At 71.0% G+C, this 24,881-nt stretch carries 25 protein-coding genes; 12 read left to right on the forward strand and 13 right to left on the reverse strand.

The genetic code is table 11. The annotated features are described in order from the left end of the window. The first annotated feature begins 635 nt into the window (after positions 1 to 635). From ACIGHB_RS31300 to ACIGHB_RS31310, 3 genes are read left to right on the forward strand one after another with little or no spacing between them, the layout of a single operon-like run. Positions 636 to 854: a hypothetical protein gene (locus ACIGHB_RS31300; protein ID WP_399917796.1), complete on the forward strand. Its 219-nt coding sequence runs from the start codon at positions 636 to 638 to the stop codon at positions 852 to 854. 5 nt (positions 855 to 859) lie between these two features. Next, the gene (locus ACIGHB_RS31305; protein ID WP_399917880.1) at positions 860 to 1,753 is read left to right on the forward strand and encodes a sigma-70 family RNA polymerase sigma factor; all 894 of its coding nucleotides are present in this window, start codon (positions 860 to 862) and stop codon (positions 1,751 to 1,753) included. Beyond that, positions 1,750 to 2,586, forward strand: coding sequence for a hypothetical protein (locus ACIGHB_RS31310; RefSeq protein WP_399917798.1), 837 nt, complete (start codon positions 1,750 to 1,752; stop codon positions 2,584 to 2,586). Before ACIGHB_RS31305 ends, ACIGHB_RS31310 begins: the two co-directional genes overlap by 4 nt. A 47-nt stretch (positions 2,587 to 2,633) precedes the next feature. Here the strand turns inward: ACIGHB_RS31310 and ACIGHB_RS31315 are convergent, their stop codons facing one another. From ACIGHB_RS31315 to ACIGHB_RS31355, 9 genes are all read right to left on the reverse strand, one after another. Next, the gene (locus ACIGHB_RS31315; protein ID WP_399917800.1) at positions 2,634 to 3,677 is read right to left on the reverse strand and encodes a serine hydrolase domain-containing protein; all 1,044 of its coding nucleotides are present in this window, start codon (positions 3,675 to 3,677) and stop codon (positions 2,634 to 2,636) included. A 110-nt stretch (positions 3,678 to 3,787) separates the two neighbouring features. Further along, the gene (locus tag ACIGHB_RS31320; RefSeq protein ID WP_399917802.1) at positions 3,788 to 4,897 is read right to left on the reverse strand and encodes a glycosyltransferase family 4 protein; all 1,110 of its coding nucleotides are present in this window, start codon (positions 4,895 to 4,897) and stop codon (positions 3,788 to 3,790) included. Next, on the reverse strand, positions 4,894 to 5,430 hold the full coding sequence (locus tag ACIGHB_RS31325; RefSeq protein WP_399917804.1) for a dCTP deaminase domain-containing protein: 537 nt from the start codon (positions 5,428 to 5,430) through the stop codon (positions 4,894 to 4,896). Before ACIGHB_RS31325 ends, ACIGHB_RS31320 begins: the two co-directional genes overlap by 4 nt. Next, on the reverse strand, positions 5,427 to 5,966 hold the full coding sequence (gene dcd / locus ACIGHB_RS31330; RefSeq protein WP_399917806.1) for a dCTP deaminase: 540 nt from the start codon (positions 5,964 to 5,966) through the stop codon (positions 5,427 to 5,429). The genes ACIGHB_RS31325 and dcd overlap by 4 nt, the downstream gene beginning before the upstream one ends. Beyond that, positions 5,963 to 7,189, reverse strand: a complete 1,227-nt coding sequence (locus tag ACIGHB_RS31335; RefSeq protein ID WP_399917808.1) for a metallophosphoesterase — start codon at positions 7,187 to 7,189, stop codon at positions 5,963 to 5,965. Before ACIGHB_RS31335 ends, dcd begins: the two co-directional genes overlap by 4 nt. Continuing rightward, positions 7,186 to 8,502, reverse strand: a complete 1,317-nt coding sequence (locus ACIGHB_RS31340; RefSeq protein WP_399917810.1) for a UDP-N-acetylglucosamine 1-carboxyvinyltransferase — start codon at positions 8,500 to 8,502, stop codon at positions 7,186 to 7,188. The genes ACIGHB_RS31335 and ACIGHB_RS31340 overlap by 4 nt, the downstream gene beginning before the upstream one ends. 77 nt (positions 8,503 to 8,579) lie before the next feature. Continuing rightward, positions 8,580 to 8,795, reverse strand: coding sequence for a hypothetical protein (locus ACIGHB_RS31345; RefSeq protein ID WP_399917812.1), 216 nt, complete (start codon positions 8,793 to 8,795; stop codon positions 8,580 to 8,582). Further along, complete coding sequence (locus ACIGHB_RS31350) at positions 8,792 to 9,238, reverse strand: hypothetical protein (protein ID WP_399917814.1); 447 nt, start codon at positions 9,236 to 9,238, stop codon at positions 8,792 to 8,794. Before ACIGHB_RS31350 ends, ACIGHB_RS31345 begins: the two co-directional genes overlap by 4 nt. A 55-nt stretch (positions 9,239 to 9,293) precedes the next feature. Next, complete coding sequence (locus ACIGHB_RS31355; RefSeq protein ID WP_399917816.1) at positions 9,294 to 10,523, reverse strand: helix-turn-helix domain-containing protein; 1,230 nt, start codon at positions 10,521 to 10,523, stop codon at positions 9,294 to 9,296. A 1,115-nt stretch (positions 10,524 to 11,638) separates the two neighbouring features. Between ACIGHB_RS31355 and ACIGHB_RS31360 the strand changes: the two genes are divergently transcribed. The 7 genes from ACIGHB_RS31360 (at position 11,639) to ACIGHB_RS31390 (ending at position 20,605) form a co-directional block, all read left to right on the forward strand. After that, the gene (locus ACIGHB_RS31360) at positions 11,639 to 11,935 is read left to right on the forward strand and encodes a matrixin family metalloprotease (RefSeq protein ID WP_399917882.1); all 297 of its coding nucleotides are present in this window, start codon (positions 11,639 to 11,641) and stop codon (positions 11,933 to 11,935) included. Further along, entirely contained in the window at positions 11,935 to 12,429 is a 495-nt protein-coding gene (locus tag ACIGHB_RS31365) for a hypothetical protein (RefSeq protein WP_399917818.1), read from the forward strand. The genes ACIGHB_RS31360 and ACIGHB_RS31365 overlap by 1 nt, the downstream gene beginning before the upstream one ends. After that, the gene (locus ACIGHB_RS31370; RefSeq protein ID WP_399917820.1) at positions 12,426 to 12,731 is read left to right on the forward strand and encodes a hypothetical protein; all 306 of its coding nucleotides are present in this window, start codon (positions 12,426 to 12,428) and stop codon (positions 12,729 to 12,731) included. Before ACIGHB_RS31365 ends, ACIGHB_RS31370 begins: the two co-directional genes overlap by 4 nt. Positions 12,732 to 13,299: 568 nt before the next feature. Further along, entirely contained in the window at positions 13,300 to 16,623 is a 3,324-nt protein-coding gene (locus ACIGHB_RS31375) for a type II toxin-antitoxin system prevent-host-death family antitoxin (RefSeq protein WP_399917822.1), read from the forward strand. Next, positions 16,623 to 17,195, forward strand: a complete 573-nt coding sequence (gene tpg / locus ACIGHB_RS31380; protein ID WP_399917824.1) for a telomere-protecting terminal protein Tpg — start codon at positions 16,623 to 16,625, stop codon at positions 17,193 to 17,195. The genes ACIGHB_RS31375 and tpg overlap by 1 nt, the downstream gene beginning before the upstream one ends. Positions 17,196 to 17,279: 84 nt before the next feature. Further along, entirely contained in the window at positions 17,280 to 19,598 is a 2,319-nt protein-coding gene (locus tag ACIGHB_RS31385) for a DEAD/DEAH box helicase family protein (protein ID WP_399917826.1), read from the forward strand. Positions 19,599 to 19,954: 356 nt separating this feature from the next. Then, positions 19,955 to 20,605 carry a DCL family protein gene (locus ACIGHB_RS31390; protein WP_399917828.1) on the forward strand — a complete coding sequence of 217 codons (651 nt, stop codon included), beginning with the start codon at positions 19,955 to 19,957 and terminating at the stop codon, positions 20,603 to 20,605. Positions 20,606 to 20,875: 270 nt separating this feature from the next. Here ACIGHB_RS31390 and ACIGHB_RS31395 read toward each other — a convergent pair whose 3' ends face one another. Together ACIGHB_RS31395 and ACIGHB_RS31400 are read right to left on the reverse strand one after the other, a co-directional pair. Next, a complete protein-coding gene (locus tag ACIGHB_RS31395; RefSeq protein ID WP_399917830.1) occupies positions 20,876 to 21,814 on the reverse strand; it encodes a hypothetical protein in 939 nt (312 codons plus the stop codon). Continuing rightward, the gene (locus ACIGHB_RS31400) at positions 21,811 to 21,972 is read right to left on the reverse strand and encodes a hypothetical protein (RefSeq protein ID WP_399917832.1); all 162 of its coding nucleotides are present in this window, start codon (positions 21,970 to 21,972) and stop codon (positions 21,811 to 21,813) included. Before ACIGHB_RS31400 ends, ACIGHB_RS31395 begins: the two co-directional genes overlap by 4 nt. A 250-nt stretch (positions 21,973 to 22,222) precedes the next feature. Between ACIGHB_RS31400 and ACIGHB_RS31405 the strand changes: the two genes are divergently transcribed. Continuing rightward, positions 22,223 to 22,705: a hypothetical protein gene (locus ACIGHB_RS31405; protein WP_399917834.1), complete on the forward strand. Its 483-nt coding sequence runs from the start codon at positions 22,223 to 22,225 to the stop codon at positions 22,703 to 22,705. Positions 22,706 to 22,924: 219 nt separating this feature from the next. Here the strand turns inward: ACIGHB_RS31405 and ACIGHB_RS31410 are convergent, their stop codons facing one another. Then, the gene (locus ACIGHB_RS31410) at positions 22,925 to 23,695 is read right to left on the reverse strand and encodes a hypothetical protein (RefSeq protein ID WP_399917836.1); all 771 of its coding nucleotides are present in this window, start codon (positions 23,693 to 23,695) and stop codon (positions 22,925 to 22,927) included. A 110-nt stretch (positions 23,696 to 23,805) separates the two neighbouring features. Between ACIGHB_RS31410 and ACIGHB_RS31415 the strand changes: the two genes are divergently transcribed. Then, on the forward strand, positions 23,806 to 24,114 hold the full coding sequence (locus ACIGHB_RS31415) for a hypothetical protein (protein ID WP_399917838.1): 309 nt from the start codon (positions 23,806 to 23,808) through the stop codon (positions 24,112 to 24,114). A gap of 422 nt (positions 24,115 to 24,536) precedes the next feature. On the opposite strand, the gene ACIGHB_RS31420 is transcribed toward ACIGHB_RS31415, so the two are convergent. Next, complete coding sequence (locus tag ACIGHB_RS31420) at positions 24,537 to 24,698, reverse strand: hypothetical protein (protein WP_399917840.1); 162 nt, start codon at positions 24,696 to 24,698, stop codon at positions 24,537 to 24,539. Positions 24,699 to 24,881 lie beyond the last annotated feature (183 nt).

Consider the following 24,881-nt stretch of genomic DNA (forward strand, 5'->3'; position numbering starts at 1 on the left):
AGGCGACCAGCTCCGGAGTCAGGGCAGGTCTCATGCCGAAGTCTGCAAGGGCAGAGTGACGATGCCGGATGACGCACTCTCTGTCGGCCTGTCCAGGGGCAGGCCGGGTGAGGTGCCCGTCGATGATCGCCCCCGGCAGCGCACACAGGGGCGCACGGAAGCAACAGTCTCTGGTGTAGGGGCTGTTGTCAGAGTGCTGCGCTACGGTCATGGTCCCCGTCATCGGGGCGTTTCGTCCCGCCCGGCCTCTATCTCAGGCCGGGCGGGAGCGAGTGGCGCGTGCTCCCTGGTGGTTCTCGGCACGGGAGCCGGGCCCCTTCCGGATGGAAGGACGACACCCAAGGTGTCCTGACTCCAATTTGGGGGTCAGGCCGGTGGGATTGCAAGGAAAATCGGGAACTTCACCCGCGCAGCAGCGTCAGCAGGCTCGACGTGCACAGGAACGGTCATCTCCGACCGCATGGCGCACCTTCCATGCCTCGCAATGTTCCGTAATTCCATGATCACGTGGCGTTAGCGGCACCCGTCGGTACATGCTGATGCTCCTTCAGAAGCGGATCGGCACCCGCGAGTTGAAGGGGCCACCTCTGTGTGGCCTTCCGGATGCACAGCACGACGACACGCAAGGAATCACGATGAACAGCAAGCTGATAGCGGCGGCCATGGTGCTGTCGCTGGGCGTCCTCGGCTGGAGCGTGGCGATGGCGGCGATGGGGCACGCCGCCATCATCGCCACGCTGGCCCCGGTCCTCGGTCTCACCGTCACCCACGTCCTGACCGGCTTCCGCAACAAGACCGCGGCCGTCCCCAGTACCGCCACGACGGCGGTCGACGAGGAGGACAGCGCCCCGTGACCCCCATGCACAACGCGACGGGGCCGGCTTCCGAGCCGGCCCCGCTCCGCCCCGGCCGCAAACTCGGCCCCATCGCCTCCACCGTCGGCAGTGCCCACCGCGCATGGCTCACCCCCACCCGCGAGCACTACCTCCTCAGCGGCCGCACCCTCGCCGACCTCAGCGCACGCGTACTCGCAAAATCGAAACTCTCCGAGCTGCTACGCGGAGTCGGCCACTACCCCCGCTGGGAAGTCATCCACCGCCTGGCCGAGGAACTGAACATCCCGACCTGGCCCCTCCACCGGCTCTGGAAGCAGGCAGCCATGGACGCCGGCAAAAGCCGCGACTGGGTCGACCGCTCCACCGCAGGCCGGCTCGCCGTCACCACCCAGCCCGGACCGCCCATCGAACACGGCGCCCTGCGCTCCATGGTCGAAGACGGCTACCGCCGCTACGCCGGCGTCTTCCTGACCGACACCGTCCTCGACGCCGCCGTCGAGGAAACCTTCGCCATCCTGTGGCTCTCCTTCGACGACGCCCTCGCCAGCCCCGACATCCGCCGCTACGCCTGGAACATCCTCAGCGCCACCGTCAAGGCCAAGGCCGACCACCGCGACCAGCGGCCCGTCCTCGCCGACGCCGCCTTCGACACCGCCGCCCTCCACGCCCAGGACTCCCTCGACCACCAGGCGGCCCAGCTGGCCGAGTCCCTGGAGATGTTCGCCGCCATCAGCAAACTGCCCCTCACCCAGCTCGACGTCATGGTGCTCAGGCGCCTGTGCGGCTTCACCACCGAGAAGGTCTCCGACCTCCTCGGCATCCCGCTGGCCCTCGTACGGTCCAGCGAACGCCACGCCGATCGGTTCCTCGCCGACACCGTCGAGCCGCCGGCCCACACCGGGGGAACCACCTCATGAACAAGACCAACCTCGACAGCCTCCTGTCCCGAACGCTCCTCGTCTTCGAACGAACCGTGCCACGCGACACCGTCCCCGCCCGCGACCCGGACCCGAAAACCCCCAGGCCCGTCACCCCCCACCACACAACCGACCCCAATACCGCATCCGCCGCCGAAGACCTACGCACTCTGTGCGAGGCCCTCGTCACCCACACCCCCGCCGACGCCGTCGCCGACTTCCTCACCGACCAGGTCCCCGAGCCCCGCAGCGCCATGGTCCTGGCCTGCGTCCTGCAGCTCACCGACACCGACGACGGCGCCCGGTTCTGGTGGCAGTACGCCGCCGGCGCCGGGCACGCCGCAGCCGCCTACTGCCTCTACCTCCACCACCTCGCCCTCGGCGAGACCCACGCCGCCCGCTGGTGGCACAAGCAGACCGACGACGACATTCCCGTAGTGAAGACCGTCCGCACCACAGTGCACCGCGACAACAAAACCGTCGCCCTCTTCCATGAGGAGGAGACCTCCGCCGCCACCCTCCTGCGACTCCTGCGACGCCTTGGCAGGACCGCCTCCCGGCCCCGCTCCGCCGTCGTCGCCGAACTGATGGCCTACATGCCCACCGCCGTCGCCGTCGGCTACCTCCGCGAACCCGACAGCGAAATCCCCTTGCCAGGAGACAAATTCGCCCAGGAAATCAACGCCCTGCTCGCCGCCAGCGCCACCCGGCCCGACCACCCCAGCAACCTCCCCGCCCGCGCCCGCGGCCGTACCCGCCCTGGACTGCGACAGGCAACAGTCGCCACCGGAGCGCGGATCCCGCAGACCCTCGACGAAGCCGCGTCGCGCTGACCACACGCCCCCAGCATTGGTGTTCGGCTCTGGTCCGCACCGAGAGGTCAGGAGAACGACTCCTGGCGGAAGGCGTTGCGTACGTCGGTCAGGGGCTGGCGGTCGCGGGTGTAGTAGAGCTTGTTGGTGAGGAGTACGGCCCAGCGGTCCTGGGTGGGGGAGATCCACATGCCGGTGCCGGTGAAGCCGTAGTGGACCCAGACGTCTTGGTCACCCGTGGTGCCGGGGGCCGGGTGCCAGAACAGGCCGCGCTCCGGCTGGAGGCCGCCGGTCTGCACGGTGAGGGAGTGGGTGCTCCATTCGGCTCCGAAGCCGGCCTGGGCGGGGGCCGTGGTGGGGGCGAGCATGTAGCGCAGGAAGGCGGCCAGGTCGTCGAGGACGGTGAAGGTGCCGGCGATGCCGCACACGCCGCCGAGGAGCCGGGCGGAGAAGTCGTGGGCGGTGCCCTTGAGGTGGGTGCCGGTGTCCTGGTCGGCCTCAGTGGGGGCGCATCGGGACGCGATGTCGGCGGGCAGCGGGCCGAAGCGGGTGGAGTCCATGCCGAGCGGGCGCCAGGTCCTCGTCTCGCAGAGCTGGTCGAGGGGCTGGCCGGAGAGGTGTTCGGCGAGGTAGCCGAGGATGAGGGCGGCCCGGTCGGTGTATTCGACGGCTTCGCCGGGTGGCCGGTTGAGGGTCTCGTGCAGGACTCCGCGGCGGATATCGGCGGGGTCGATGCCGTAGAGGTTCTTCAGCTGGGCCCGGAGAGGCAGGCCGGCGGTGTGGGTCAGGAGTTGGCGTGCGGTCACCGTGCCGAGCGGGTGGCCGGTGACTTCGTCCCAGAAGGTGCCGAGCGGGGCGTCGAGGTCGAGGACGCTGTCCTCCCACAGGGCGCCGATGGAGGCCCAGACCGCGAGGATCTTGGTGAGGCTGGCGGCGTCGAAGACGGTGTCCGGCCGCATCCTCACGACCGGTTCGTCGGGGTCCAGGACACCGGTGGTGCCCCACCCCCGGACTCCGCCGGAGTCGCCGACGGCCCACACCGCTCCCGGGTAGACCTTGTCGCGGACGCCTTCGCTCAGCAGGTGCTCGATGCGCTCGGTGCGGTACGGCATGGTCTCCCTCTTCGTGTGGGCATCCCGTGGGCCAGCGTAGTGAGCCCGCTCGGGCGGTCCGGGCAACGGCGTGCCGGTGATCGGTTCGGCGATGCCGGCCCGGTCGGGTGTCAGGTGAGCTGTCTTCCGAGGCCGGTCAGTTCTCGGGCGGTCTTCGACAGCGGGTACCGGGCGGCGTTGGCGTATCCGGCCTGTCGCAGACCGGGCAGGAGGCCGGGTTCGGTCCGCAGGCGGTCCAGGACCCGGGCGAGGGCGGCGGGGTGCGTGAAGTCGGTGGCCATGCCGGAGAGGGCGAGGGCTTCGCCGAGGCCGGGGACGGGTTGGTGGAGGACGGGGAGGCCGCAGGCTTGGGCTTCCAGGGCGACCAAGCCCATGGCCTCCAGCGTCGTGGAGGGCATGACGAGTGCGTCGTGTTCGGCGAACGCTTTCCACAGCTGGGGGCGGCGGAGCCAGCCGAGATAGCGGGTCCTCACCCCGGTCCGCCGCAGGCGTGGGGCCAGCGCGCGGAATTGGGCGCTGGGCGCGGCGATCGACAGTTCGACGCCTTGGAGCGGGGCCACGCTGCGGATCAGGGCCTCGACGCCCTTCTCGGCGGTCAGCCGACCCGCGTACAGCAGGCGGAGGTGGCTCTTCGGCGGGCGGTTGGGGCGGAGGGGTGGGTGGGTGAGGAGTCGGTCGGGGATGCCCCAGGGGATGTGGGTGATCTTGCGGCGGTCGGTCTGCGGGGCGAGCTTGAGGAGGTGGTCGGCCATGGCGCTGGTGGGGACGACGATGGCGTCGGCCGCGCGGGCGGTCGCCCGTAGGACTTGGAGCTGGTCGCGGTGGGCTTCGGCGAAGAGCAGGTCGGTGCCGTGGACCAGGGCGATGCGGGGGTGTGCGGGCAGGGCCCGGATCAGGGCGGGGGTGGCGCCGAAGGCGAGGTGGTGCAGGTGCAGGACGTCGATCTGGGAGGGGTTGATCGCGGTCGTCAGGGCTTGGCGCAGGTGCGCGACGTACCGGTGGAAGGCGGGGCCCTCCAGGCACTTGCCGGGCGTGCTGAGCAGGTCGAGGCCGGCCGGTGTCCGGGGGCGGGGGCCGGGTGGGGCGAGCATGAAGGCTCTGGCGGGGATGAGGGGTTTCTCGCTGGTGTAGAGGTCGAGGAAGAGTTCGACGCTGCCGCCGGGACTGCCGGCGGGCAGGTCCAGGAAGGTGGCGACCAGCGGATTCCGGTCGGGACTCATCGGCGGCCTCCGCCGATCTCCTCGTAGAGGCGGGAGATGTCGATGCCGTCGGTGGTGGCGTACTTCGCCGGCTGCTGCTGGTAGCTGGCCGGAGCGCCCTGGGCAGCCAGGAAGACCAGCTTGCCGAACGTCATGCCGGCGTAGACGCGGGCAGGCCGGGCGGCACGGATCTCCAGGGTCCAGCGGATGGCGTGGCCCTGGTGCCCGAGCGGTGCGGAGACGTGGACCCAGATGCCGAGGGCGCCGATGGTGCGGTCGCCGTTGAGCATCTGTGCGTACGCCTCCGAGCCGGTGCGCTCGTGGGTGACGCCGAGGTAGAGCAGCCCGGGCTGGAGGACCAGGCCGGTGACGGGGATTCTCTGCTCGGTGTAGGTGGTGGGGACGGCGGCGTCGAGGTCGCCGGCACAGACTCGGAGGGTGTCCCCGAGGCGCCAGTCGTAGGCGTTCGGGGAGACGCGGGCGGGGTCGTACGGGTCGATGGTGATCTCGCCGGAGTGGACGGCGGCGGTGATCGCGGGGCCGGTGAGGATCATGAGGCGACCGCCCTGACACGGACGGCGTCGCGCCAGTAGCGGGAGGGCTGGGGGCCGTCGGCGGCCTGGTACTTGCCCGCGTACAGGTCGATGTCGCCGGTGGAGACGAAGAACATGATCTGCCCGATCTTCATGCCCGCGTACACGCGCAGGGGGCGGATCGGGGAGAGCATCAGGGTCCACTGGCCGTGGAAGCCGATGTCGCCGATGGGGGCGGTGATCTCGACGAACAGGCCGAGCCGGCCGACGGAGGAGCGGCCGAACAGCAGCGGGACGAAGGTGTCCGAGCCGACCTGTTCGAGGGTGTGGCCGAGGTAGAGCTCGCCGGGCTGGAGGACGTATCCCTCCTCGCCGATCTCGACCGTGGCGGTCGGGTTCGGCTGGTGGGCGTCGATGACCGGCGTGGTGTAGGTCAGCAGGGTGGGGCCGAGGCGGACGTTGTAGCTGTTGGGGTTGACCTGGTCCAGCTCGAACGGGTTGATCGTCAGGCGGCCGTCGCGGAAGGAGGCGGTGATCTCGGGGCCGGTGAGGATCATCGGACGCCCTCCTCCTTGTCGGGCAGCGGGGTGGCAAGGGTGCGACGGACGGCCTCGCCGAGCCGGAGGCCAGCCTGGTGGGTGCGCCCGCCGAGGTGGGTGTCGGCGAGGTAGTCGGTCGTCAGGACAGACCGGATGCCCTGGGGCAGTGGCCAGGGGGCGACGGCCAGGGGGCCGGTCTGCTCGGTCAGGTGCTTGAGCAGGCTGTCCGGGGCATCCGCGTACCTGTCGGGGAGGAAAGCATGGACGAGCTGGTTGTCGAACGGCTCGACGGCCAGCAGGTCTCCGAGCGTGAGGACATCGCCGAGGTGGGTGGGCCGTAAGGCGGTGTCGTTGAGGACGACGGCGTCGGCACCGAGCCCAGTGTGCAGCCGGGAGACGATGCCCATCAGGAGCCGGTGGCGGTCGAGGACAGTGTCGCGGTAGGGCTCGCTGATGGCGCCGAGGCGGGTGGCGAGCATCCGGCAGGTGGAGGCGATCTTCTCGTCCACGGCGGCGAGGTCGTCCGGGACCGGTGTTGGGTCGGGGAAGACGGCAGTACGGGCGGCCCAGCCGGAACCGACGGGTTCGGCGGCGGCGTATCCGTCGGCCAGCTCACGGCCCTTGACCACGAGGGTGTCGCCGACGTGCACCGGCCCGTAGGCGTCGCTGTGGCAGTGGCCGGCGAAGACGACGTCCACGAACGGGCAGGCACCGGCAAGCTTGAGGTCCTCGTCGAAGCCGGAGTGCGACAGCACGATCCACGAGTCCACGTGATGGTGGTGCTCCAGCATCAACTCACGCAGCGCGGTCACGGGGTCGGTCACACGGTGTCCCGCCCGCTGGCAGGCGGGGATCGTGTGGAACGCGCTCACGCCGATGACCGCGGTGACGGCGACCCGGCGGCCGTGCACGTCGACGACACGGAGCCGGTTGAACAGCGGTTGCCCGGTGGTGTCGTCGACGGCGTTGGCGCCGACCGTCATCTCGCGCAGGTGGGGCTCAAAGTAGTGGGGCCAGCCGTGGTTGCCGGGCGCCAGCACGTCGTACAGCGTCGTGAGGATCTCCCGCTCGATGGCGCCCTTGCCGAGCCGGTAGTAGCCGGTGCCCTCGAAGAAGTCGCCGCAGTCGGCGATGAGCGAGGTCTTCTTGAGGGCGTGCAGGTGAGGAAGGAGCCTGTGGGCCTGGTCGAGGGCGGAGTGAAGGTCGGTGGTGGCCACGATCTGGCCGTACGTCCTGCTCATCGCGGTACGTCGGCGAGGTCGGCGCCGAGGGCTCGGAGCTTGGCGGGCAGGTCTGCGTGGCCGCGGCGCAGCTGGTCGAGGCCGCTGACGGTGGTGGCGCCCCGGGCGCCGAGGCCGGCGATCAGGAGAGCGGAGCCGGTGCGGATGTCGGTGGCCTTCACGGTGGTGCCGTTCAGACGCTGGGGGCCGACCAGGCGGCACTGCGTGGGTGACAGTTCCTCGATCACCGCGCCGAGCCGGGCGAGCTGGGGGAGGAGGTTACCGTGGCGGCCGGGGTTGATGTCGTCGGCGAACAGGTGGGTGCCGGGCAGGGTGAGAGCCAGCGCCAGCAGCGCGGGCTCGAAGTCGGCGTCCAGGCCGTTCGGGGCCAGGGAGGCGACCGCCCGCAGCGGCCGTCCGCTCACGATGCGGGCCCGGTGGACGGTGATCGCGTCGGAGGCGAGGGAGACGGGGATACCGGCCCAGCCCAGCAGGCCGGCCAGCACCTTGAGATCCGATCCGGCGACGCCTTCGACGCGGCCTTCACCACCAGTGGCAGCGATCGCGCAGGCCAGGGTGCCCGCCTCGATCTTGTCACCGGGAACCGTCCAGGCGACGGTCCCCACGGGGACGCCCGGCGGCGGGGCCAGCGTGATCGTGTCGCTGTCGGCCTGGGCCGTCCACCCGGCGGACCGTAAGGCATCGAGTACGCCTGTGGTCTCGGGGGACAGGTTGGGGTTCCCCAGGTCCAGGCGGCTGCCGGCCACGACCGCCCGGCAGATCGCGGCAATGCTCGCTCCTCGCGAGCGGAACGGCAGCGCCACGACGACCTTGTCGCGGGCCCGGTCGGCGGCCAGGATCCGGTATCCGGTGTCATCGAGCAGGACGATGTCACCGAACGCCTCGTAGACGGTGAAGTGCAGCTCCATCCCACGGTCACCGATCTGGCAACCACCCGGCCAGGGAAGGGCCGCCTGCCCGTAGGCGGCCAGCAGAGGAGCCACCAGGTAGTAGGAGGCCCGGATCCGGGCGGCGTCGGTCAGGGCGGGTGCCTCGGCGGGGTGCTCCTGGGGTACCACGATCACGGCTCCCGGTTCGGCGACCGGACGGGCGACGCGGTAGCCGGATTGTTCCAGCAGGCCGAGCATCCTCTGGACGTCGGCGCTGGCCGGGACGCCGGACAGGCGGACTCTGCGGCCCAGGGACGCGGCGGCGGCCAGCAGCGGCAGAGCCGCGTTCTTCGAGCCGTCCACCCGGACCGTCCCGGCGAGCGGACGGCCGGGGCGGACGGTGACGGCGTCGACGCCTCTTGTACAGGCGGGGGCAAGATCCATCGGAACCTCCTGATCGCGGATGGGCGGGGTGATGCGGATCCAAGGGGCGGTACGGCCGTCGGCGCGTGCTCCCTTGTTCAGCGGCTGGTGGAGAGGGGCGCCGAAACGATGTCCGGCGCGGCCACGGCCGCTCGGTGGACCGTGGCATCGAGAAGCTGGCCGGTGTGGGAGCGCAGCGTCCAGGCGGGCCCGGCCAGGCCGGCGAAGGCGAGGAACGTCAGGGCGATCCGTCCGCTGCGGTCTGCCCGCACGCGGTGCGGGGCATGGGCGACGCGGTGACGGGCCCTGTTCACGAGGTCTCGCCGGGGGCGTTCTCGTGTGCGGTGAGGAGGCGGCTGGTCTGTGCGTACAGGCGCTCCAGCTCCGCCGAGGTGAGGATGAGGGCTCCCTCGCGGGACGAGCCGTCCTCGAAGTGGATCTCCACGGGCACCGAGCCCTGGCGGGCGCGCGGGTCGTAGAGCGCGTCGCGGCCGGGCAGCAGCGTGATGTGGGTGGCCTGCACCGGCACCGGACGCAGCGTTGTGCCGTCCGCCGGGGCGGACCAGGCGGGGCCGCCGCCGGGCGGGCGCAGGTGATAGGTGGTGGCGGAGTCCACGCCGGGGAGGGTGACCACGACGCCGACCCGGCCCTCGCGGGTGGTGTCGGCGGCGAGGTCGCCGAGCTGGGGGAAGAAGGGAGCCGCTGTTCCTAACTCGGGTCCCTGGGAGGGGAGATGGGCAGAGCGTCGTCCGGTCATGCCCCGAAGCTAGGGACGACCGCCACCCCGAATATGAGCCCGAGGAATACGACCCCTATCCGTCCAGGTGGAAGCGGTCGGACATACGCCGCAACTTCTCCCGTGTTGCTGCCCGTTCGGCGTAGACGATGCTGCGGAGCGTGGAGCGGGCGATGGGGTGGTTGCGTACGAGCTGGGGCGCGATCCGCTCGGCGGTCTCCAGCTCGCCGAGGGCCTTGTCCCGGTTGCCGTCCCACAGCCAGGCCCGGGCGATGTCCATGTGGTGGTGCCCCTGACGGGAGTTGGGCAGAGCGCCCACCAGCTCGGGGCTGGTGCGGCGGTTGATCTCCAGCGCCCTGCCCTGCTCGCCCATCTCCAACGCAACGCTGATCGCGTGGATCTGCACGTTCCCGGCGGAGAACGTCAGCGAGTGCCGGTCGTACACCGGCGCCCCGGTGTACGCGTCCATCCGCTCGGCGGCGTCCTTCGCGTACCCGATCCGGTCCTCTGCCTCCGAGGCGCGGCCGGCGCGGGCGGACGAGACCGCCGCACGGAGCTGGAGCGTGCCCCAGGCGCGTACGGCCAGCGGCTCGCCGTGCTCGTACGCCTGCTGCACCGATCCGATCGCCTTGTCCGAGAGCGTCAGCGCATCCGCCCAGTCGGCCGTCGCCCACATGTCCCACACCCGCATCCAGTCCGCGACCGCCGGCAGCACCGGGTCCCCGGACAGACGAGCCGACCACGCGGCCCGCTCGCAGGCCATCGCCACCAGCTCGGGGTGGCCGAGGGAGTGGGCCGCGGTGTGCGCGAACTTGCAGCACACCGCATAGATCGCGTACGCCTCCTCCCGCTCATGCCCCTCCGACACCTCGGCCAGGGCCCGGGCCTCGCGGAACAGGTCCGGCAGGACGCGGAGGATCGCCACGTTGGAAGCGGTGTCGCGGAGCCGGTGCAGGCGGGTCACCTCACGCCACAGCTGCGAGGCCGGCCTCGGCGTCCCGTCGAAGACCGGGGACAGGTCGTAGCGGCGCAGTTCGCGCAGAATCGACGAGGCCGCGACCTGCCACTGGTTGTCCTCCGGGGAGCTGCTGTAGGGGCGCCCGATCAGGTCGTTCGGGTGGACGTGCAGCTCAGCGGCGATCTGGTTGAGCAGCCCGACCCGGTCCAGCTCGATCAGGCCCCGCTCCATCTTCGACACCCAGCCCTGCGACTTCCCCAGGGCCGTCGCCAGATCGGCCTGCGGCATCCCAAGCCGCAGCCTCGCTCTGCGGACGCGCCGGCCGATCTCCTCGGCTTCCTCCAGCATCAGGACACCTCCCCAACCGCCGGACCACCGGGCTGGTCACCGGGGTGTCCGTACGGAGTTCGTCAGCAGCACGGTACCCAGCAGACTGCGTGAGCGGGAGCAGTTATGGGTCCGACCGAACGCCGTTGGGGCGGATCGCGAACATCGGCAGCGTCAACGCCCGCCCCGGCTGGACGAGCCGGCATTGCCCGGGCTGCCCGGACAGTCTCCTTCCAGGCAGGAATCACGACGGACTACACACCCGCACGGACTACACACCCGCTCCCTGACCCTCCTGTCCCACCGTCCGGTGCGCGCGTGCATGAGGGCGGGGAGTTGGGGTACGCGGACGGCAGAGCGCATGGGGCTGCTCTCCACCGCCGTCCTGTGGCCCTCCCCCCCGTCGCAGGCCAGCGTGATGATCGCCTGGGCGGACGTTGTAGCCGCACAGGCTCGCGGCGCCGTCAGCGGGCCCCGGCTTCTCGGCGCTACCGTGATTCCGTGCCGCAGGTCCCGACTGGTCAAGTCCCCGTCCTGCGGCCCGTCCCGATCCCCCGCACACCCCCGTGGCGCAGGGGATCGGCCATTCCCCCGACCCTCGACGTCCCCCTTGCGCTCCTCCGCGCAGGGCCAGCCAGGAAGCGCAGTCATGTCCGGCGCCGCCGCAACTCACCCGTCCGGGTGATTCCCGCCCCTCGCGTACGTGAGCGCGACGTGGGCGGTGTGAGCGTCGCCAAGAACGCTGTAGATGCTGTTCGTGCTGTTCGTGACGAAGGCGCGTCATCCCGAGCTCTGCCCAAAGGACCCCGCAAGGGTGATCGCCGACAACACGCCCACCGACCCGGAGCCGTGACCGCTACGCTCCGTTGCGTGCCTCACCGATCGTTACCACTGGCGTTCGCCGCGGCGGCCATTCTCCCCGCCGCCGCTCCTCCGCCGGCGTTCGCCGCCGTCCGGCCCGCCCCCTGTGTCGGCGGTGTGACCGAGACGAGGGGCTTCTCGGCCGTCGATGACGGTGAGATCCGCTGGACGGACAAGACGGCTACGACGACGCCCGCAAGCACGCGATCTCAGCCTGGCAGTACAACGGCTCGAAGATCAAGATCGTCGCAGACTCGGCGATCACCTCGAACGACCTGGAGTTCAAGGACGCCGATCTCGGCACCCGGGCCTCGGACCCGCTCGGCCGGTACGAGCGCCACGGATCGATCGGCGCCACCGACTACATCATCTTCAACCGGCAGAAGCTGCGAGGCGCCTCGAAAGAGCTTCTGCGGTACGTCGCCCTGCACGAGCTCGGGCACGCGCTGGGCCTGTGCCACAAGTCCGACTCGATCGTCTCCCTGATGTGGAAGAACGCACCGTCGCCGGGCTACGAGATCACCTGGATCCCCGAGGTCGACAAGGCCAACTACAACAAGCTGTGGGGCTGATGACCATGAACAAGCTCACCCTCGGCGCCGCCGGCCTCGCCGTCGCAGCCGCGCTGGGCGCCGGCGGCTACGCCTGGATGCAGCAGGACGACCCGGTCCACATCGAGGCGCTGTGCACGCCGACGCAGACGGACGCCGCCGAAGCCGCCCGCGCCCAGAACCTCGCCCTGGTCGACGTCGTTTCCAAGGGCCGGTACATCACCAAGGGCGACGACGGCGTGCAGACCTTCAAGGTCCGCACCCTCGCCGTCTACAAGGGCACGCTGCCCGCCGAGGCGGAAGTCGGCCTGCCTAAGGCGTCGGCGGCGAAGCTGCAGCCCGGCAGCCGCTACGAGGTGTCCGTCCTCGGTCCGGAGGCCGGCACGTGGATCGCCCGCTTCACCCGCCCGGTCCCGGCCGGCCAGACAGCGGACGCGCTCGCCACCCACTGGAAGGCGGAGATCGCCAAGAAGTTCGTCGAGCCACCCTGCTCCGATACCACCATGATGCCGTGAGTCCGCAAGACAGATCGTCTCCGGCTCGCGAGGGCCTGGCCGGGGTGCTCGCCGACATCGGTGTGGCCCACCAGATCGACGAGCACGCCGACGGCCTGCTGCTGTCGCTGGTGGAGGCGGACCTCCACCACGTCGGCCCGTACATCGGCCGCTACCTCGTGGACGTCCCGCAGGACGTGCGGACACCGCGGGTCGTCCGCTTCCCTCTCACGTACAGCACCGCGCGGACGGTCGCGGCCGCCGGCCGGGCCCGACTCCTGGCCCAACCATGGGCGGCATCGAGGACCACGCCCAGAGCCTAGAACCGTGGTAGGTGCTGCCTACGCCGGTTGCTACGGATCTCCCACTTGGGCCGTCGCCACATAGGAGCGCCCCGGCTCGTCATCCGCTCGTGCGCCTCGGCCGCGCTCACCCCGGACGGCCCGGTCAGGGTCACCATCACCCCCGGCACAGCCTCGACATGCCCCTCCGACACCTCGCCCAGACCCCTCGGCCTGCGCGGCCTCCTCGCCTTGTCCCGTCCCATGAGCTGCTCAACAACGATCCGCGGTTGGGCCGCGCAGGGTGCTGAGGCCAGGCCCCGGACGCCCATCGAGGCGCAGACGGCAGCCTCTACGAGAAGCTCGATGGCTGGTAGGAGTTCCGCCTCGGTGTACGCCCGCAAGCGCGATGACCGGGCGAGCCGCACGCCGACAGTCGCGAACTGACTCGCTCCAGAGCGAGACCGACCTCAGACCCCACCGCATAGCAACTTGTACATGCCTCTTTCGATTTGAACGCGCTTTCTTAGTAGGTAATTTGACGGTTCTAGCCCCTTTGCTTGTACGATTCTCGTGTCGATATGTACAAGACTGTGTGGTGAGGATGGTCATGACTGCTCCGGATGTGGTGAATGCATCCTCTAGGCTGCCGGTAAGGCGGACGGTAGGTGTTCATCAGGCGCGCGGGGAGTGGTCCGAGCTGGTCGGCCGGGCGAGCGAGGGTCATGCCGTCACGCTGACCCGACAGGACGAGGTGGCGGTTCTCGGCCCGATGCAGTGGCTGGCGATGTCGTCTGTGGGACGGTCGGTGGAGACGGCGGTGAGCGATGCGCGCAACAAGCTCGGTGATCTCATCGGCAGTGCCGCGAGCGGTGTGCCGCAGGTTCTGACCCGTTATGGCCGTCCGGTGGCGGTTCTGCTGCCGGGCTCCGCCGCCCCGCCCGTTACGCCGCCGGCGGCGGATGGAGCACGGGGGAGGCGGAAGCTGACCGCAGCCGGGGACGTCCTGGCAGCCCGCCGGGATCTGCCTGGCCTGTCGTTCGGGCTGCCCGCACTGGACGAGGTGCTGCGGGGGATCAGCTCTAGCCGTCTGACGCTGATCGCGGCGGGCCCGGGTGTGGGCGGGAGCCTGCTGGCGGTGGCTGCCGCGCGGCAGACGGCGCTGGTGGAGACGCGCAGCGTGTTCTATGCCGCGTCCGGGCCGTCGGAGATGGACGTGGTGGCCCGGGTGGTGGCCTCCCACGCGGGGGTCAGCTACTACGCGTGGCGTGCGGGCACGCTGCCCGAACCGGAGGCGGCTGCCGCACGCGTGGCGGAGGCGGCGCTGCGTGAGAACAGGTACACGCTGCTCATCGATGACAGTGCCGATCTGGACGCGGGTGTGATCAGCGAGGTGACGCTGGACGGGGGATCTGGTCCGCTCGCGCTGGTGGTGGTGGACCGGCTGCAGCGTGCGGCTGATGAGCATCGCGCACTGTCCGGTGACGCGCTGGCGGGGTCGGTGCGCAGGCTGGCTCATCTGGCGCGCGAAGCCAGGGTGCCGGTCCTCGCGGTCGTCGACAGTGACGATCCCGCCCTGGTGGCGTCGCTGGACGCGGATGTCACCCTGACGCTGTCGCGTATGGGGCAGGCCGCGCGGATCGATGTGTCCGAGCGGGGGATGGGACGCCTGGTCTCCGTGGCCGTCGAGCCCGACATCCCCCGGGCACGTTTCCTGTCCCTGCCCGGCCGTATCGCAGAGCGGCTGCTGCGCGAGGACACCCTCTCCACCCCCCAGCCCGCCACCGAACCCGCCGATGCCGTCCTTGTCCCTGCTGCACAGGACATGATGACGCCTAAGGAGCCCGCGGCCGTGCCCAGGGAACAGGCTGGGGACGCATCGCCCAAGGCCAGCCCCTCCGCCCCCTCCGCCGCACCGGCAGGGGAGGGGGGCGCGCCCACGCCGTCGCGGCCCGGGAGCTGGCCGGCTGCCGCCATCCAGGCCGCCGCTGCCACAACCCTTGCCACCTCCGCCGCACCTGCCGACGCCCCGGAAGCTTCCTCCACCCCCATCCCCGCCGCCCCCGAGGCGGCGGGCACTGCTGATGCCTCGGACAGCGGCGGCGCGGCCGCGCAGGATGCTGCCGTGCCCGAGGAGGAGTTCACCCCCGAGTCGTTCGCCTACGGGCCGTTCGCGGTCATCGACGGCCAGCGCCGGGCCCACCTGGCCAGCGGCAAGGTGCTGCCCTGCCCGGCGACCACGGTCCGCGAGCTGGTGACCTGGGCCGCCGACCGGCCCTTCGGCACGCCCCGGCTGCACCCCAGCGGCAGCGACGGCGACGCGCTGATCGTGCTCACCGCCGAGGCCGCCGCCGCGCTGGGCCTGCCCGACCGCGAGGACGGCGAGGAGCGCGCGCTGCCCGTGGACCACCCCGTCATCGCCGACCTGACCGCACACGGCTGGAAGATGCCGCAGCGGGGCCACAAGCCCTGGTTCTCCGCCTGGGTCCGCATCTACCAGCCCGTCGAACACGGCCGCCGCTCGGTACAGCTGGCCATCCTGCCCTGGGGCGCCCTGACCACCGGCGGCTGGCCCCTGCCCGTCGACCGGGAGACCGGCCGTCCGGCCTCCTCGATTTCCGAGGTGGTGCAGTTCCTGCGCGTCTACAGCGACCGCGTGATGACCCCGGTCAGCACCACAGCCGTGACCGGCCAGCAGCTGATGACCGCGCTGCGCCCGCCCACCCGCGCCTGGCGCGACGAGACGACCGGCAAGGTCGGCCCGAAGTGGCGGGAGGGGTCGCTGCACCTGCCGGTGGACCCGGCCCGGCCGGAGGCGACGAAGGACCACCCGCTCGCCCAGGGCCGCGACGAGCGGGACCCGGCTCAGACCCTGCACGAAGAGGCCCTGAAGTGGTGGCGCATGCCCACCGACGAAGAGCGCGATCTGCCCTACGTCGTCGGGCTGGACACGATGATGGCCTTCTTCGCCGCCTGCAACTCCACCCCGATGGGCACCTGCGCCCCCTACGAAGTGACCCGGCCCCCTTTCGACAAGAAGATCCCCGGCATCTGGCTGGAGGACCTCTCCCACATCGACACCGACCCCCTCATGCCCAGCCCGTTCACCCCTGACGGGGTACGCCCGGCCGGACCGGCCTGGTACGAGACGCACACCCTCGCCCTGGCCGCAGAACTCGGCCACACCCCTCGCCCGTCCCTGGCCCACCTGCGGCCCAACGACAAGCAGGCCGCGGCGATGGGCATCACCGCGCACCCCGACCGCTACGACGAACGGCGCCCGGGCGCAGGCCCGGTGCCTGCGTTCGGCAACGGCCCCTACCTCAAGAGCTGGTACGAGCACCTGCTCCCCGCCTACATGCAGACCATGACCGCGCTCGGCGTGGTCGCCCACGACGATGGCACTCCGCTGTCCCCGCAGGAGTTCCTGGCGGCCATGGACCGAATGAACAGCGACGACGCCTTCAAGGCCCAGCACGCGACGGATCTGCTCGTCCTCAAGGCGATCAAGCAGACCATCAAGGGCGCGATCGGCAAGCTACGGCAGGGCCCGCAGGACTACGGACGGCGTGCCGAGGGCGCCCACGCCCGCTGGAGCGCTCTGGACCGGCCGGACTGGCGCCCCGACCACCGGGCCACGATCCTGGCCCGCTACCGGTCGGTGATGAACCGCAAGCTCATCAACACCGCCCGCGCGACCGGCGCCCGTCCGCTGGCCGTCAACACCGACTGCATCGTCTTCGCCTCACCCACGAAGGACATCATGTGGCTGACCGGTCACAAGGGCGGCTTCACCATCGGACCCAACCCCGGCCACGTCAAGCGCGAGGGCGTGCAGTCCATGGAGTGGTACCTGCAGGTGGCCAGCCTGAACAAGAACCCTGCGAGCCGCGTCAAGGACGGCCGCACCGACGCCGCTCTGGGAGGCAAGTGATGTCCGCGACCCCCGTCCTGGACGCCCTGTGGGACGTCCACCGCCTCGAGCGCGACCGCCTCGCCGCCGTCCCGCAGAAGGGCATGCCCCGCTCCGCGCAGGCGCAGGTCGCCTTCCTCCACCGCCGCCTGGGCCGCAGCACCCCCCGCGTCGCCGACCTCCTGGGCGTGCACCCCGAGACGGTGCGTCGCTACCTGCGCGGCCAGCGCCGCAACCCGCCCTCTGCGTTCGCCGACCGCCTGCACGCCGAGGTCGCGGCCCGCTTCCGCTCCCGCCTGGCCCGCCAGGCTGACGACGCGATGCGCCGCCGGGGCCTGCGCGCCTACATCACCGCCACCTTCACCTTCTACAGCCCCTCCGCGGGCACCAGCGAGGACGGCCGCGAACGCCGCCTGAACGAGGACCTGACCGCCTCGGAGACCGAGCGGCTCCTGGCCGCCCGCGATGCCGGCGACGAGAAGAAGGCCCTGCAGATCGTCGGGCAGGGCGTGGGAGAGGCCTACTTCGACCTGCGCGGCACCGGCATGGACGTCGAGGTCCGCGGCCTGATCCACATCAAATTCGAACTCTGACCCACCCCACCCCACCCCACCCCGCCGCACCGCATTGCACCCGGACCCGCTGCTGTACCGGCCTGCTGGACGAAGGACCGCCCGATGATGCGCCGCCCCACCCGCCACACCCTGCGCCGCGACCAGCGCACCGCAGTGAACGTCTCCGTCACCACGGTCGCCGACGGCGGCCGCGCCACCGTCGTCATGCCCTGCGGCTGCGGCAAGACTTTGGTGGCCGCCCGCACCGCCGAACACCTCGCCCGCAGCCGCCACGTGCGGCGCACCGTCGTCATGGTCCCCACCCTCGACCTGCTCGTGCAGACCGCCCGGGTCTGGCAGGAGCAGAACGACCACCCCGGGGCCCTGCTGGCCGTGTGCAGCCCCCGCGCCGACCTCGACGAGATCGGCATCCCCCAGACCACCGACCCCGCAGAGCTCGCCGCCCTCCTGCAGGGCCTGGACCACTACACGGTCCTCGCCACCTACGCCTCCCTCGCCGACGGCGAGGACAAGCAAGGCGGCCTGCTCGCCGCCCATGCAGCCGGCCTCGTCGCGGACTGGGACCTGCTGATCGCGGACGAGGCCCACCGCACTTCGGGCAGCGTCAACAAGGCGTGGGCCGCCGTCCACGACGACACCAAGATCCCCGCCCGCCGCCGCCTCTACTACACCGCCACCCCCCGCATCTGGGAATCCGACCCCGCCTACGCCGAAACCCTCCTGCCCGGCAACAGCGGCCCCCGCCTGGCCGTCTCCATGGACGACCCCGACGTCTACGGGCCCGTCGTCTACCGCAAGGAACTGAGCGAAGCGATCTCCGAAGGCCTGGTCTGCGACTACCGCATCGTCATGGTCGTCGTCGAACACCCCGGCCTGCAGCACCAGCTGCGCCGCACCCGCAATGCCACCTTCCAGGACACCGCCGCCCTCATCTCCCTGTCCACCGCCCTGCTCAAGACCGCCGCCCGCTACCCCGGCACCAGCGGGCAGGCCAGCAAGTGGATCAGCTTCCACCAGCGCGTCAAAGACGCCCAGGCCTTCACCGACACCTTCCTGGAGACCGCCGCGGCCCTCACCGGCGAGACCACCCCCGGCCCCGCCACCGAGGCCAGTCAGGGCGCCGAGGACGTCTCCCTGGTTCCCGCCACGGTGCGCGCGGACACCGTCCACATGGACCACCCCGACCGTGTCGCCCTCCTCGACAACCTCACCGGCCCCCAGCCCCTCACCGACGACGGCCGACCCAGCCACCTCACCCTCGTGGCCAACTGCCGCCTGCTCGGCGAAGGATGGGACTCCACCAGCGTCGACGTCGCCTTCGCCGCCCCACGCACCGACGTCGTCGGCATCGTCCAGGCCCTCGGCCGCGCCCTGCGCCCCCGCCCCGACGGCTCGAAAGCCACCCTCCTCGTCCCCATCTACCTCGCCCCCGGCGAGAACCCCGAGGATCTGCTCAACTACCGCTACTACAAGCCCCTGTACGACATCCTGCTCGCCCTGCGCGCCCACGACCGCCGCATCAGCGACCGCCTGCCCACCACCCAGCTCGCCGAGCCCGCCCCCACCCCCCAGGGCGCCGCCACCGCCGCCGGCGGCCCGGGCGAGGACGGGGAGATCCGCGGTCCGGTGGTGGAACTGCCCGAGCAGCAGTCCGCGACCCCGCCCTTCGGCGACGGCCCCGGCACCCCGGAGATCGTCGGCCCCGACGGCATCGTCCTGACCCCCCGCGAAGTCGCCCAGGTCATCAAGCTCCACGTCACCCGCCCCACCGGCGTCAGCGCCGACTGGGCCATCGGCGCCGCCGCGGCCGCCGACTTTCACAACGAACGTGGCCACCTCGCCCCGCCCCGCACCCTGCCCGGCCAGAGCGGCGACCCGCGCTTCCTCGACCTGCCCGCCTGGCTCGACGCCCAGCGAGCCGCCCGCCGCAACGGCGAGCTCAAGGACTGGCAGAGCGAGTTCCTCGACGAGATCGGCATGGTCTGGGAACCCCGCAGCGAGAACCGCCAGCGCCAGATCACCGACGCCCGCCAGTGCGCCGAGGAAACCGGAGGCCTCGCCGTCTCCTCCGGCTACAGAACCCCCGACGGCCGCCCCTTCGGACGCGACCTGACCAACCTCCGCACCCGCCTCAACAACCCCAAGCCCGACGCGGACGCCACCACCAGCGACGCGAAGGGCTTCGCCGCCCTCATCGACGCCCTCTTCGAGATCGACCCCTGGTGGAACCCCCCGTGGGACCTCCTCTGGCAGCGCCACTACCAGCAAGCCCGCCTGCGACACAGCCGCGGCGAGAAGCTCACCCAGCCCGGCGACAAACGCAACTACCGCCAGTGGCTGCGCGACCCCGGCGCCGACCTCACCCCCGACCAGAGGGACCTGCTGCGCGCCATCGACCACGCACCCGCGGGCACCCGCTGAGCGTCGTCCTCCAGTACGTGGGCACCGACCTGACGGATTCCATCACTCCAGGCATGTGGTCGGACACGTAGAGCTACGCTTTCGAGGTGCTGCCGGCCCCATGCGGCAGCACCCGGGACCTCCGGCTCCCCCGTGCCGGAGGTCCCCCACCCTGCCCGGCCCTGTCGCCGCGGAATCCCCGGCCGCTGCGCTGCCCAGCGCCCGTCCGGCAAGGTCGTCACGCGGGTACGCCCCTGAGTGGTCGGGAATAAGTATTCGGAATCGGGTGTTTCTATGGAAAATCGCTGTCTTTTTGGGCAAAAGTTCACCAAGATGGACAGGACAACTTCAGAGACAGGTGAAGAAGGGACCGGCACGTGCCGCAATTCTCGATAGGCCTCCGTGATTACCCGACCAAGAAGGACGCGCAGGAGACCATCCGCGCAATCCTGTACGGCTACCCGGTGGGCAGCACGGTCGAGGACGAAGAGCATCACCTGCTGCTCCTGGACCTCCTCGACATGCACCCCCACGCCGAGGACAAGATCGGCCCTGGGGTGGACAGCTTCACCATCGCCCCGCCGCAGCGCGGCCCCTACCCCGGATTCCGGGTGATCCGGACCGACGGGACCTATATCGACTTCTCCTACCTGGACTGCCTCAAGCCCCGCACGTACCGCCAGCAGGTGCTCAACGTGATGGGCGACGAGGTCAAGCAGACCAAGACCGACTACTTCGAGTCGCGCCGGGCCGCCGGCACCCTGCGCTCGGACTCCTCAGGACAGCTTCTGGACACCACCAACACCGCGGTGTCCTACTTCCAGGGGCCCTCGTTCAACGAGATCGCCACGGAGTTCGCCGAGTCCCTCGGCGGATGGGAGGCGATCGAGCTGACCAGCTCGGCCGAGCAGGGCCTGGGGCGGTTCGTGGACCGCGACCTGGCCCAGCGGTGGTTCGACCACCACCGCAGCCGTGCGGTCTTCGGGCTGCTGACGCAGCAGGAAAGCCGCCGCCTGCCCCGCAGGTAGACACCCCACCACGGCCCGCACCGGCCGGTGCGGGCCACGGAAAGCCGCCTGCGCAGACGACGGCCACCTTGCGCCGCCGGGACATCTCATCCATCCACGCCGATCGGCTGCTCCAAGGCCCTCACGCGGCGCGCCGGGGCGGGTCCGTCACGGAATGGTCCTCCCGCCCCGGCGCCCGGCCGAGGCTACAAGCCCCCGCGCGCGGAGTGCTGCCCGACGGCCGGGCACGAGGCGGGCACGCCCGCCGGGATCGGGCGGTGAACACAGCGGTCAACTGGCGGGGGGCGTGCCGGACGCCTCGCCCAGACGGTCCCGGGCCTTGATCAGCTCTCCGCGCAGATCACGCCCCGCCGCGGCTGCGGCCTGCTGGTTCAGGGCGGCGAGCTCCTCATCGCTGAGACTGTCGACCCACCTCTCCAGCCGCTGCCACTCCGCCTCCTTGCCATCGCGCACCTGCTCCTCGTACCAGTCGAGCTCCGCCTCGGGCCCGATACCGCGGTACCGGAGCCTGGTCTCCTCCTGCACGAGGCGCGCCTCCCTCTCGCTCTCGGCCCGCCCGGCGACGTCGCAGAGGGAGACGGCGGGCGGCTCGGGCACGGCGACGATCCGCCGGTACGCGGCGAGCATGCCGCTGGTCGTCTTGGGAGAGGCGCCGTAGACCTCGAGCAGAGCGGCCAACTGCTCAAAAGTCGGGTGCTTGCCGTTCAGAATGTTCCTGATCGTGCTCTTCGACAGCCGGCCGGCTGCCTTGGGGGAGGCGGCCAGACGACGCGCCGAAGGCTGCCCGGCCTCCTCATGGATATGCTTCAACGCCTTGGTGAGGCTGGTCCACTTCCCAATCCGCCCGGGCACATAGGTGGGCGGCGGCCAACTCGGCGCCGGGCCCGCAGGCGCGGCGGACACCGCGAGGGAGAGCAGCTCCAGGCCGCGCGCCTCGAACGCAGACCCGGAGGCCGCCTGGCCTGCTTCGCCGCGGGTGTTCTTGGCCGAGGCCCACTTCCCCCACGCCCCAGCGTAGGCACGGACGGTCTCCTCCTTCGGCAGCCGCACCTCCAAGGCGCGCCGCAGCGTCCGCTCCGACACCAGCCGTCCCGCCTCAGCGGACCGCTTGGCCAGCTGCACGAACGTCAGCTCGCCCCGGGCCTCGCGCAGCCAGGCGTGCAGCGCCTCCCGCTCCGGCCACGAGGCGGTGACAGCACGGCGGTTCACCGGCCGCTCCCGGCACACACGCCGATCAGGCAGCTCCACCGTCCCGGCACGAGCAGCGCCCCGGCCGCCGCCGTGAAGGCGACCAGAGCCCCGGGCAGAGGGCGCTCGAGGGCGGCGAGCACGGTGACACAGACGACGGGCACGACGGCGACAGCCACCTCACCCCCGCCGAGCCGGCCCCCGGCGCAGGAACAGTCCGGCGGGCCTGCGGACGGGGGAGGGGAGGGGGAAGAAGACATGGCGGTACCTCGGTATCGGCAGCAGGGAGTAGGACAAGCGCCTGCGGGCGGTAGCGCCCGGCGCGGTGAGACTGATCGTGGCAGTGCTCCCAGGCCCTGCGCGACCCGCTTCCCTCCAGCCCGCAAGAGGCGTACACACCACGTCCGCGACAAGCTGCAGGTCAGGACCTTGTGCGACATCATTCTGTCCACGCCCCCACCGCAGCGGCCCAGCAACGCCCGCTGCTGCACGGCGCGTCCGGGCCACGCCGAACCGAGGCCCGTCCTACCCGCTCTTTCCCGCGATGCCGAGACCGGCCATCCCGTCCTTGCCCCGTGGTGCACCACCGTCCTGTCCGGCGACACCGCCCGCCTGCTGCTCCTGAGGCCGCACTTGCCCGGCACGTTCCACACCGCCTATACCGGGCTGCGCCACCTCCTGGCCGCCGGGTTCCCCGCGGCGGACATTGCCGTCCACCAGGCTCTGGAGCTCAAAGGCACCTACGAGTCCGGCATGATCGAGAACGCGGCCAGGGGCACGGTGATCGACGATGTGACGGTCTCGGTCGACCTGGTACGGGAGGCGGCGGTGCCGCGGGAGACGGACTCCGCCGATGTCCAGGCGCTGATGGCCTTGGAGGCAGGGCCCTGGCGGACGCCATCGACCGCCTGAGCCGACTGCCGGGGCGGCCCTGGATCCTGGTCGCGTCCAGTGTCGAGTAGCTCGCCGAGACGGTCGGCGAGGAGACCGCCGAGCACCTCCTTGCCATCGCTGAGCAGGCGGAACTGCCGCACCGGCCCCGGCCCGAACCCGCGCTAGCAGCAGGGCACCGATGCCCCCGGCGGCGTCGGTGCCTGAGCAGCCGCAACCGGGCCGGCTCGGCTACAGAGGTTAACCGCGCGGCAGGTCGGGGAACCGGTCGTAGGCCTGGTCGCCGGGGGACACGATGGACTCGATCCGCTGGGGCGGGATCGGTGATCTGTAGAACACGTCGGCGTCGGCCGGCTCGTGGCCCAGGGCCTTGCCGACGAAGACGTGGACGACGGAGGGGAAGATGCTGTGCCCTTCCCGGACGGGGGTGGAGAGGTCCAACAGGGCGGTGACGACCGAGGGAACTCCCAGGCTGCGGAGCTTGTCGGAGAGAGCGGGGGAGCCCTCGCAGTGCTGCCAGTAGATCGCCTCGCCGCCCCAGTAGGTCAGCAGCCGGTGGATTCCGTCGACGTGATGGGTCTGGGGCGCGGCCGACAGGGTCAGGCACACCTGGTCCTCGCGCCTGCCCCAGCCGCGCTGTTCGGGGACCGTCTCGTTTACCGACCGCAGCGCCCCGTGCTCGGCCTCGCTCAGGTAGCCGAGCGCGTGGGCCTGGTCCAGACGGTCGTTGACGAGCTGGTCGGTCAGCAGCCGCAGGCCCTGGGCGCGGATCGCGTCCTTCTCGTGGTCCAGCAGACGGGTGTGATGGCGGGCCCGGACGAGGTGCCCTTCGAGGTGGGCAAGGACGGTGTCCTCGTACGACGAGAGGTCGAGGTCCTGGTAGTACTCCGGGGCATGACCCGCGTGGCGGGCGTCGTCAGCGAGCTCACCGACGAGGTCGGCGAGCGGACGGGGCCAGGTGGCAGGGACATCCACGTCGACGATCGGCAGGTCGGCCGGTTCCATAGACATGTCCGCCAGTGTGCAGCTGCCCTGAGCGCGGCGTCCTGTGCATTTCGGCCTGACCGCGTCCACGCCGAATGAGGTGGAGTGCGGGCATCGCGGCCCCGTACGGTGAAGCGGTGGTCGAACAAATACGGCGCTTCGCATCAGGCAGTGCCCGCACCACCACGGGGGAGCAGATGACGAGGGTGGTGGAGCGCCTCGCCGCCGTCACGCACTCTCCGCCGGTCAGGCACGGCAACGGCGACCGCGCGCAGTACCTGGAGCTGGTGTTCGCCTGCCGCCCGGCAGACTTGGGCCAGCTGCCCCGGGTCTGCGATGACGAGTCGGTCGAGGTCGGCTGGCACCGACTCGACGCGCTGCCGCCGATGAGCGAGCGGATGCGGGAGATCATTGTGTCGGTGGAGAAGGACGAGGAACGGGCCTGATTCGCGCCGGCACCGTGAGCGCGGCCCGGGACCAGCCCGTCGACCGAGCGGGGGAGCGTGTCGCTCAGGCGGGGACGGCACCGGTGCGTCGAGACGGTGGTGGACCATCCCCTCGAGCTCGGTCCTCTCGTACGCCTGCCGGGCGACCGCCTCTCAAGGCCATCACCGCTTGGCACTGACACCCGCGGTGGCGGCCTCGTATACAGGCCTCGGCTACAGAGAGTGCACTGGTATTTACGGCCTAGGTCATGCGACAGTGAAGGCCCGTCAAGAGCACATTGAACGCTTTCGGCGGGGATACGGCAGGACCCCCGCACCTGGCGGGTGCGAGGGCCCTGACGACCGGCGAGGAACCCGCGCTAGCGAGGCTCTAGGTTCCAGCGCCTTACATCACGCGGTCGGTCCGTCGGCTACCTGGTGTTTCAGCACCAGGGGCCGGCGGGCGGCTGCTGGACCATGGTCCAGAGCTTCCAGCACCAGACCGCGGTGTACGCCACCGCTCCGATGACCTTGACGGCCATCAGCGCGGTTTTGACCCGCTTCTTCGGCTGATCCGACTGCGCGCGGCGATGACGACCGCTCACGGTCGCCCCCCTTCGTTGGAGCCCTTGCCGGGTGGCTCCTCTCCCGGACACGGCGCTCCGGCCGTACGCGTATCGGTCGGATGCGCGCCCGAGTTGGGGGACGGAAGCCCCGGAGGACTTCCGCCGAACACATCGTACGGGCAGCCAACGACCCTCCGCAGACCGACCGTTCCTGTCTCATGG

This window comes from Streptomyces sp. NPDC085460 (assembly GCF_044541975.1).
In the GTDB taxonomy this organism is placed as follows: Bacteria; Actinomycetota; Actinomycetes; order Streptomycetales; family Streptomycetaceae; genus Streptomyces.